We start from the raw sequence: 10,177 nt of genomic DNA, 5'->3' as shown, positions 1-10,177 counted from the left end.
GGTCGTCCACCAGGTGCACCAGCCGCAGGCGAACCAGCGGCGCCGATGCGGCGAGCCGGCCGCGCCCCGCCAGCCGGTCCGCGAACGACGGGCAGAGCAGCGAGAGCGCGAGGTCCACCGTGGGCCGCCGCCGCGTGACGTCGTCCTGCAGATAGGCGTACAGCCGCTCGTACTTGGAGTCCAGCTCCGGCGCCAGCGCCACGCGCAGCAGGTCCGCGTCCAGCGTCGTCAGCCCCGCCATCCGCGCCAGCCGCCCGACCGGCGAGTCCGCCGCCGCGCTTCGATCCGACGCATCGCCGGCAGACCCGGCGGCGCTGTCCGCCGCCCCCGCATCTCCCGACAGCGCCATCGCTCCCGCGCCGGGTGCGCGCGCCGCCAGCTCCCGCGCCTCGTCGTGCGAGACGTACAGCCCGCGGTATGGGTCCGCCGCCGCTTCCGCATCGGTGCGGGCGCGCATCGCATCGACCGCGCGCTCCAGCAGCGCATCCAGCCGCGCGAGGTCCGCCAGGATCCCCGCCGTGGTCTCCGCGCGCGCGGCATCCCCCGTCACCGCCATGACATCCATTCGTTCGCTCGGAGGCTTGTGGAGGGTGGGGGAGGCGGGCTGCGCGAGAGGTCCGAAAACGGATCGCATCGCATCTGCGGAACGAGCGGCGGGCCCATCGACCATCGCGTCGCGATGCGCGACGTTTCCGGCCCACTGTCGTATAGTGCGACGGTGGGATGGGAAAGGCAACGGGCCGTACGGTGGTTGTCGAGAGTGGCTGATTGAGAGCTGGGGAATCTGGGCAGGCAGGGGATCAGACGACGGCGGAAGCCGTCGCGGTGGATGCGGAAGTCTATCGATTACCTCATGTCAGTGAAGGTGGGGTGAAAATCTCGGCGGGCACGCCTCCTGCGCTCAGCGCGCGGAGCCGATTGGACGGCCGAACTTCCACCGGAGGAGACCACCATCCGCATCATCGCTCACCCGAGCTTCCCGTTCGCCTTCCGCGCGACCGCGCTCACGTTCGCGCTGCTCGCAGGCGGTGTGGCACGTCCGGCGCGGGCGAGCGCGCAGGAGTTCCGCGAGAACGTGACGCACCCGTGCCAGGACTACTGGATGCGGACGCGCGACGAGATCCTGGAGTGCCTGCGCCGCGACTACGCCGATGCCGACGCGGAGCTGAACCACGTGTACCGGCAGAAGATGGCGTCGCTCGGCCCGCCGCAGCGCGAGGTGCTGAAGGCGCGCCAGGTAGATTGGCTGCGGCGCTACGACGCGGTGCTCACGTCGTACTACTCGCGGCCGTGGGCCAACCACTCCATCGTGAAGGTGCTGCCGTCGCAGATCCGCGCCGTCCGCGACCGCACGGCGTACCTGCGCGCGGTGAAGCTGCCCGGCTGACCCGCTACCGTCCGCCTTGCAGCCCGCGCAGCTTGGCGCGGGCGATCTCCTCGCGGCGCGGGTCGCTGTTGAGCTGGAGGAAGCGCTGATACGCCGCGATCGCGCCCGCCACGTCGCCGCGCGCACGCCGCACCTCGCCCAGGTTCGCGTAGGCGATGGCGCGCCGCGGGTCCAGCCGGATCACCTCGTCCAGCTCGCGTGCGGCGCCCTCCACGTCGCCCGTCTGGAAGAGCGTCCACGCCAGGTCGTTGCGATAGCCCGCGTTCGCCGGAGCCGTCGCCACGGCCTGCCGGAACCGCGCCGCCGCGCCCGCCAGGTCCCCCCGCTCGAACAGGGCGCCGCCCTCCCGCGCCAGCCTCGCCGCCGCGCCCGCATCCGCCGTAGCCGTCCGTCCGCCAGGCGCCACGGGGGCGGATGCACCTGCCGTCGCCGGAACTCCTGCCGATCCACCTGCCGCCGCGCCCGCTCCCGCCGTCCCCGCAGATGGAGATACCGCTCCTCCGCTGGAGGCCGGTATCCCAGCGGGAGATGCCGACGATGTGACCACGGGTGCGTCCGGCGAGGTGATCGGCGCCGCCACTTCGGGCGCGACGCCGGGTGATACGCCGGGCGATGCCTCCCCGGCGGCCGTGCGCGCCGGCGTCCCCGCCTGGGCCGAGGCGGATGCGGTAGAGTCCGTCCGCCCCGAATCGCCCGTCCCGTCCTTCGCCGCCATCGTCGCGGCGGGCGATCCGCTCGATCCGCGCCCGAAGCTGCGCATCCCCAGCCAGGCGAGCAGCAGCACGACCACGGCCGCGACGGTGATGCCGATCATCGTCCGGCTCCCCCCGCCCGAACGGAGCCCTGCGACCGGAGATGCGGACGCGGCGACGCGCACCCCGGCCGGTTCGCGCATGGGAACGGGCCGCATCTCATCGACCGAAGACGACCTCGACGGCTGCGCGGCAGATGCGGCACCGGCTGCGGCGATCACGGGAGCCGCGACCTCAGCCCGAGCCGGTGGCGACGTCGATCCCGCGCGCCGCTCGCTCGCGGAGAGCGCCGCGGCGAAGGCGCCCGCGTCGGCGAAGCGCTCGGCGACGTCGTCGGCCATGGCGCGGTGGATGGCGTCCGCGACGGCGGGCGGGACGGCGGGGTTGCGCTCACGAAGGGGCACCGGACGCGGAGGCGTGCCTTCGGCCGGGTGAAGGCGGTCGCCGGGGAACGGGCGGCCGCGCGCCAGCAGCTCGTAGCCGATCACGCCCAGGCTGAACACGTCCGACGCGGGCGTCAGGTCCTGCTCGCCCCGAAGCTGCTCCGGCGACGCGTACGCCGGCGACAGCGGTATGCCGTGGTGCGTGATGCGCGTGGTCTCGTCGCCCTCGGCGATGCGCGCGATGCCGAAGTCCACCACACAGACGCGGAAACCACCGGGCCGGTTGGTCTCGGCCAGGAAGATGTTGCCCGGCTTCAGGTCGCGGTGCACCAGCCCGGTGCGGTGCCCCGCGTCCACCCCGTCCGCCGCGTCGCGCAGGATGCGCAGCGCGTCCGCCAGGGGGATGGGCTCCGGCCGGCGCAGGCGGGCGCGAAGGTCTTCGCCGCGCAGGCGCTCCATAACCAGGAAGTCCAGCCCCAGCGTGGGATCGGTGCCGAAGTCGTAGATGGCGACCACGTTGGGATGGTGCAGGCTGGCGCTGGCCCGAGCCTCGCGGTCGAAGCGCTTGCGCAGCTCGTCCGCCTCGTCGCCGCTGGCGGCGAGCGTGATGACCTTGACCGCTACGGTCCGGCCCAGCCGCTCGTCCACCGCCTCGTAGACGGCCGCGAACCCGCCGCGCCCGATCACCTCCCCGATCCGGTAACGCCCCGCCAGCGTGTGCCCGCCCAGCAGCCCTTCGAAGCCCATAAGCAGCCAGCCCGCATGTGTTTGGAGAGCAGCCGTACCCGTGCGGCGCACCCAAGCAAGATGCGAACCCACTCAACCGCGTCCGGCGCAGGCAGATGCGGCCACCGCCGCGCATCTCCCACGCGCCTGGCGAGCCGACGGATCGCGTCTTCGCGCTCGATTACCTCCAGGCGGGTGGCGGCCCGATTTCCGTCTACTGAATCATCGCGCTCCCTTCATTTCCCGAGATCGTGGACGGTTGAAGGACCGGGGCGGAGCACCGCCCGGAGCCCGGCGGCGGACCGGCCCGCGAGCGCCGCGACGACGCTTGTGAGGCGGGGATTTGGAACGAAGGCAGGTACGGCGGATCATCTGCGGGTGTCGAAGGGTAGCTTGCGGAGGTCGTTCGCGGCGCTTCTCGCGCCAGGATTGGTGGGACCGGCCCGCCCGCTTTTCCCGCGCCGCGGTTGATGCGCGGCGCCGGACGACTTAGCTTGGGTTAAAATCCAGCCTTCATGCGCGCGCGGCGACCCCGCGCTTCCACCCGTTTCGGTAGGTGCGATGCCGGAGCGCCAGGACTACGCCGCCCTTTATGAGGCACACGACGAACGGATCGACCGGATCATCACCTACTTCAGCGGCAAGGCCGGCCTGCGCGGCGACGATGCCGAGGACTTCGCGTCGTGGGTCAAGACCAAGCTCATCGGCGACGACTACGCGGTGTTCCGGAAGTACCAGGGCAAGTCGGCGCTCCCCACGTACCTGGTGGCGGTGATCGCCAACCTGTCCAAGGAATACCGCGTCGCCCGGCAGGGCCGCTGGCGCCCTTCCGCCGCGGCAAGGCGCAAGGGCGAGCTGGCGATGCGGCTGGAGCGGCTGGTGCACCGCGACGGCATGCGCTGGGGCGCCGCCGTGGAGGTCGTGCGCACCTCGGGCGAGACCGACCTGCCGCCGCAGCAGATCGAGCGGATGATCGCGGAGCTGCCCCCGCGCCCGCCGCTGCGCCCCGTGGCGGTGGACGCCGAGGTGCTCGAAGCTACCCCCGCCTCCAGCCCCGGCGCCGACGCGGCGGTGCTGGACGAGGAAACCGAGACCGTGCGTGCGCGAGCCGTGCAGGCACTCTTCGCCGCGATCGGCCGGCTGCCCCCGGAAGACCAGGTGGCGCTGCGGATGAAGTACTGGGACGGGATGAAGGTGACCGACGTGGCACGCGGCACGCAGCGGGACCCCAAGCAGCTCTTCAAGCGGCTGGACCGGGTCATGGCGCTGCTGCGCAAGGATCTGGAGGCCGCCGGCGTCTCGGTCGAGACGGTCCGGGAGATGATGGGAGGGCTGCAGTCGTGAGAAACGGGACTTCGCGAGGGGAAATGCCGCTGGCCGGTCCGTCACATCTGGAAAGCCTTGCCGCCACGAGGAGGTTCGGTTGAACGAGCGCGAGAGCGGGGCGGATTCGTCCGCCGCCGGTGCGCACCTGGACGGCGCCGTGAGCGGCGTCGAGCTTCTCGCCGCGCTCGCGGACGGGCACCTGCACGGGCCCGAGCGCGAGCGCGCGATGGCGCTCCTCGCCGAGAGCGACGAGGACTACGAGCTGTACGCCGAGATCCTGGAAGCCACCGGCGAGCTGGACCTGTCCGATGCGCCGGCCTCTTTCACCGATCCCCATGATGCGGCGGACGGCGTGATCCGGCTCGCCCCGCGCCGGGCGGGCTTCTTCGCGCGCCCGGCACGGTGGGGCGCGCTGGCGGCGGCGCTGGCCGGCATCGCAATCGCCGCACCGGTGCTGATGCGTGGGCGCGGCGGGTTGCCCGACGCCACGGAATCCGTCGCCCTCCTCCAATCCGGCTCCACCCCCGTCCGCGTGCCGGAGATGGACCGCCCATGGAGCGTCACCCGCGGCGAGGGCGATCCGCTCACGCCGGAGGCAAGGGCCGCGCGTCTCGGCGCTCTCTCCACCGACCTCGGCCTGGGTGTCCGCACCCGCGATCCCCGCGTCCGCGACTGGGCAGATGAGGCCGCCCGCATGCTGGACGACGTACCCGGCGGCGGCCCCGCGTCAGCATCCTTCCGCTCGCTCGCCGACCACGCCGGCGCCCCCCCCGCCGAGACCGAGCCGCTGCTCGCCACCGCCCGCGAGTCCATCGCCGACCTCTCCGACGCGGACCACTACCGCCTTGGCGCCTGGGCGGAAGCGGCTCGCATCGCCGCTGCGCGGCGGGACGCGGCGTTCTTCCACTCGCGCCGGAGTGAGGCGGCGTTGAAGCGGGCGGTCGGCCTTCCGTCGCTCGAAACGCCAGCGCGCGAGAGCGCACGGTCCCTCGCCCGGGCCACCTCGGGTGATGGTGCGCCGGACTGGAACGCGGTGCAATCGTCCGCCTCCGACCTGCTGCGCTCGCTGGGAACGCCGGCGATCGACTAGAGCGGTCCGTCGATCCGCGGGGATTCCGAGCCGCCCATCGCCCATCTCGCCGTTCTGACGACGGCGCATCGAGGTCCGCTGGACGCCACCTTCGTCGGGGCATCCGGCGGACCTTCGTGCGTCTATCGGCCGGGTCGGAACGCCTGCCGTCCATCTGCCGAAAGCAGCACGCCCCTTGCTCGTCCGCGGCGCTGCTCCTGCGCTTCCAACCGTCCGTTCCGGCGCCGCGAGCCGCCACGTGCCCGGAAAAGTCCGCCCGCCCGCGCCCCCGCCCGCAACCTGGCTGCGGCGGCGCGGGAGGGGCGTTCCCGGCCGTGTGTCGCCCCCGCACCTCAGGTGTGGCATGGAAGCACCCGTTCTTCCGCACGAGCAGGAACGCCTGGCCGCGCTTCGCGGCTACGGCGTGCTGGACACCCCTCCCGAGCCCGAATTCGACTCGCTGACGCGGCTCGCCTCGCAGATCTGCGGGACGCCCATGGCGCTGCTCACGCTGGTGGACGGCGAGCGGCAGTGGTTCAAGAGCCGCGTGGGCATCGACATCGCCGAGACGCCGCGGGAGCTTTCGTTCTGCGCGCACGCCATCGAGCGGCCGGGGCTCTTCGTGGTGACCGACACGCTGGAGGACGAGCGCTTCTCGACCAACCCGCTCGTCCTCTCCATTCCATACGTCCGCTTCTACGCCGGCGCGCCGCTTGTCACGCCCGAGGGGCACGGGCTGGGCACGCTGTGCGTGGTGGATCGTGTTCCCCGGAACCTCTCCTCCGAGCAGCTGGAGGCGCTGCGCACGCTGGCACGCCAGGCGATGGGCCAGCTTGAGCTCCGGCGGCAGCTGCGACGCTTGCAGGAGATGGTGGCGCTGCAGGACCGCGCCGAGGCCGCCCGCGCCGCGTACGCCGCCCGCACGGCGCGCCAGAACGCCGCGCTGGTGCAGCTGGCGCGGCTGGACGAGGCGGACCTGGACGGCCTGCTGCGCGAGGTGACGCGCTCCGGCTCGCACACGCTGGACGTGGAGCGGGTGGGCGTCTGGCTCTTCCGCGACGGTGGCGAGGTGATGGAGTGCGCCGCGCTGTACCGGCGGGCGGAGGACGACCACGAGAGCGGCGTCCGCATCCCCTCGGGCGCCTATCCGGCGTACTTCGCGGCGCTGGCGGAGAGCCGCGCACTCGCGGCCGAGGACGCGCGCACCGACCCGCGCACGCGCGAGCTCGCGGCGACGTACCTGGAGCCGCTGGGGATCGGGGCGATGCTGGACGTGCCGGTGTGGCGCGACGGCACGCTGGCGGGCGTGGTGTGCCACGAGCACGTGGGCCCGCCGCGCGCTTGGGCGGACGACGAGCGACGCTTCGCGGCGGACCTGGCGGACGTGGTCACCATCGCCCTCCAGGCGCACGACCGGCGGCGGGCGGAAGAGGACCTGCTGCGCGCCCGGGTGCGCGCTGCGGCGGTGATGCGGGCGGCGCTGGACTGCGTGGTGGTGATGGGGGCGGACGGGCGCGTGCTGGACTTCAACCCCGCCGCGGAGGCCACGTTCGGCTACACCGCGGCGGAGGCGATGGGCCGCGACGCGCGCGACCTGATCGTGCCCGAACGGCTGCGCGACGCGGCGGGGAGATACCTGGCCGAGGCGGGCGGGCAGGTGCTGGGCCGGCGGCTGGAGACCACGGGGATGCGTAAGGACGGCACCGAGCTGCCGCTGGAGATGACGCTCACCCGCGTGCCGCTGGACGGCCCTCCCATCTTCACCGCGCACCTGCGCGACATCACCGAGCGGGTGGAAGGCGCGGCGGCGCTGGACCGCTCCGTCTCGCTGCTGCGCGCCACGCTGGAGTCCACGGCCGACGGGCTGCTGGCGGTGGACCACGCGGGGGCCGTGCTGGCCTCGAACGCCAAGTTCGCGGAGATGTGGGGCCTCTCGCCCAACACGGTGAAGGCGGGCGACGGCGCGGCGCTGGCGGGTGCGTGCGAGAAGGTGGTGGACGCGGAGGCGTTCATGGCGCGCATCTGCGAGCTGTACGGATGCCCGGAGGCCGAGTCGTTCGACGAGATCCGGCTGCGCGACGGGCGCGTGCTGGAGCGCTACTCGCAGCCGCAGCGCGTGAACGGCGAGACGGTGGGGCGCGTGTGGAGCTTCCGCGACGTGACCGAGCGGCGGCACGCGGAGGCCGACGCGCGCAGCACGGCGGAGCGGATGCGCGCCGTGGCCTCGGCCGCCGCGGCGGTGGTGGGTGCGGCGTCGCGGGCGGAGCTGCGGCAGGTGCTGGAGGAGGCGTGCCGGCGCGTGCTGTCGTTCGACGCGTTCTTCATCTTCGGGTACGACGCGGGGGCGCACACCTTCACCGGCTTCGGCGGGCACGACGCGGGGGTGTACTCGCCGCCGGACGTGTCTTCGGCCGCGGCGGGGACGCCGGGGGAGCGCGTGGTGCGCGAGCGGCGGTCGCTGCTCACGCTCAGCTCGGCGGACCCCGCCGGGAAGGGCGCGGAGCCCGCGGGCACCGGCCGCCGCGCCGAGTCCGCCATCCGCACGCCCATCGTGGCGGGCGACGAGGTGCTGGGCATCGTCTCGGTGCAGAGCTACACGCCGGGGCTGTACGGGCCGCGCGACGTGGAGGTAGTGGAGGCGCTGGCCTCGCTGGCGGCCACGGCGCTGCGGAACCTGCGGCTCACCGAGGAGCGTTCCGCCGCGCAGGACGCGCTTCGCCGCTCGGAGTCGCGCTTCCGGGCGCTGTTCGAGCAGTTCCCGTTCAGCATCCAGATCTTCTCGCCGCAGGGGCGCACGCTGGAGGTGAACCGCGCGTGGGAGCGGATGTTCGGGATGGGCGTGGACGACGTGCGCGGCTTCAACCCGCTGGACGACCCGCAGCTGCGCGAGATCGCCCCGCTCGTGCGCCGCGGCTTCGAGGGGCGCGGCGGCGACCTGCCGCCCACCCTTTTCGACGCCGGCCTGGCCGTCCGCACCCGGGCCCGGCCCGCATCCAACGGTTCCGCCGGCTCTCCCGCATCCACCGCGGAGCCAAGGCCGAGCCGATCCGACGACACTACCGCATCAGCGGAGGCGATCGGGGCGAGCGAATCTGCGGATGCGGCGCTCTCGCCTGAATCGACCGAGGTCGCTGCTGAATCCACCGAAGTCACTGCATCTCCCGACTCTACGGAACCGATCGCATCGACCGAGAGCCCTGGATCCGCGGAATCTGCCTCATCCGTCGGATGGGCTGCATCTACCGAAGCGGCTGCATCTTCTGAATCTGTCGCATCTACGGAATGGACGCGGACGGAAGATGCGGGCGCATCCGCGGAATCCGCGGGGGTGGGAGATGCGGGCGCGTCGATGGAAGCCACCCCATCTGCCGAGTCGATTGGGGAGGCGGGATGCGTGGACGTGGTCGCATCTACCGACGCGGGGCCGACGGCGGAACGCGCGGTGATGGCGGCGGTCGTGTCGGAGATCGCCGAGACGAGCGGGGAGGAGGCTGCGGCATCGGCCCGTTCACCCGCCGTGGACGGGGAGACGGAAGATGCGGACGCGCCGGCGGAACGGGCGGACGGGCGGCGGGCGGCGGAGCGAAGGGCGGTGGGGCCGCGCTGGATCAAGGCGTCGATCTGCCCCGTGAAGGACGAGGCGGGCGCCATCGCCGAGGTGATCCTGGTGCACCAGGACGTGACGGTGGAGCGCGACGCGGAGCGTGCCCTGCGCGAGGCGCGCGACGAGCTGGAGCGCCGCGTGGAGGAGCGCACGGCCGAGCTGGCCGAGACCAACATGGCGATGGAGGAGGAGATCGCAGAGCGCGCCCGCGCCGAGGAAGAGCTGGTGCAGAAGAGCGCGGAGCTGGAGGCGGTGTTCCACGCGCTGCCGGACCTGTACATCCGCATGGAGCCCGACGGCACCATCCGCGACTGCCAGGCGGGCAACGACGCGGCCCGCTACGCGACGCCGGCCGAGTACGTGGGCCGCCGCATCACCGAGGTGCTGCCCCCCGGCCCCGCCGCGCAGATGGCCGACGCGCTGCGCCGCACCGTGGAGTGCGGCAGCCTGGTGCAGGCGGAGTACGCGCTGCCCGCCGACGACGGCGCGCGCGAGTTCGAGGCGCGCCTGCTGCCGCTGGAGGCGGGCGGCCAGGTCGTCGCCGTGGTCCGCGAGATCACCGAGCGCAAGGGCTGGGAGCGCGAGCTGAAGCGGCGCGAGGAGCACTTCCGCACGCTCATCGAGAACGGGACCGACCTGATCGCCATCATCGACCGCGCCGGCGTCACGCGCTACCTGAGCCCGTCCGCCACGCGCCTGCTGGGCTGGGACACGGCCGAGCGCGTGGGCCGCAGCTCGGTGGAGATGGTGCACCCGGACGACCGGGAGAAGGTGGCTTCCCTCCGCGACTACGCCCTGGCGCACCCCGGCGAGAGCTTCGAGGTGGAGTACCGCTACCGGCACGGCGACGGCAGCTGGCGCGTGTTCGAGGCGGCGGCGCGCACGCTGCTGCCTGAATCGGGAGATGAAGGGCTGGTGGTGAACGCACGC

Annotated in this window: 6 protein-coding genes; 4 read left to right on the top strand and 2 right to left on the bottom strand. The window is 73.1% G+C overall.

The window, feature by feature from the left end; translation table 11 throughout:
• Window positions 1–565, bottom strand: a 565-nt coding sequence (locus VFE05_04890; protein HET6229394.1) for a hypothetical protein, incomplete at its 3' end; no start/stop codon positions are given.
• Window positions 566–1,030: 465 nt separating this feature from the next.
• Here VFE05_04890 and VFE05_04885 point away from each other — a divergent pair.
• A complete protein-coding gene (locus VFE05_04885) occupies window positions 1,031–1,387 on the top strand; it encodes a lysozyme inhibitor LprI family protein (GenBank protein ID HET6229393.1) in 357 nt (118 codons plus the stop codon).
• A gap of 4 nt (window positions 1,388–1,391) precedes the next feature.
• On the opposite strand, the gene VFE05_04880 is transcribed toward VFE05_04885, so the two are convergent.
• Window positions 1,392–3,269: a protein kinase gene (locus VFE05_04880; protein HET6229392.1), complete on the bottom strand. Its 1,878-nt coding sequence runs from the start codon at window positions 3,267–3,269 to the stop codon at window positions 1,392–1,394.
• A 540-nt stretch (window positions 3,270–3,809) separates the two neighbouring features.
• Between VFE05_04880 and VFE05_04875 the strand changes: the two genes are divergently transcribed.
• The 3 genes from VFE05_04875 to VFE05_04865 all read left to right on the top strand — a co-directional run.
• On the top strand, window positions 3,810–4,592 hold the full coding sequence (locus VFE05_04875) for a sigma-70 family RNA polymerase sigma factor (protein HET6229391.1): 783 nt from the start codon (window positions 3,810–3,812) through the stop codon (window positions 4,590–4,592).
• Between the two features lie 79 nt (window positions 4,593–4,671).
• Window positions 4,672–5,664, top strand: coding sequence for a hypothetical protein (locus VFE05_04870; GenBank protein ID HET6229390.1), 993 nt, complete (start codon window positions 4,672–4,674; stop codon window positions 5,662–5,664).
• A 343-nt stretch (window positions 5,665–6,007) separates the two neighbouring features.
• Window positions 6,008–10,177 (top strand): PAS domain S-box protein (locus tag VFE05_04865; GenBank protein ID HET6229389.1); only part of this gene is annotated, 4,170 nt, incomplete at its 3' end.

This window comes from Longimicrobiaceae bacterium (assembly GCA_035696245.1).
GTDB lineage: Bacteria > Gemmatimonadota > Gemmatimonadetes > Longimicrobiales > Longimicrobiaceae > DASRQW01.
Note: the sequence above shows the minus strand (reverse complement) of the source record. Positions and strands in the feature narration are given on the sequence as shown.

Excerpts from the sequence above, each read along its gene's own strand:
- VFE05_04880 (HET6229392.1), bottom strand. The coding sequence starts at position 3,269 with ATGGGCTTCGAAGGGCTGCTGGGCGGGCACACGCTGGCGGGGCGTTAC.
- VFE05_04875 (HET6229391.1), top strand. The coding sequence starts at position 3,810 with ATGCCGGAGCGCCAGGACTACGCCGCCCTTTATGAGGCACACGACGAA.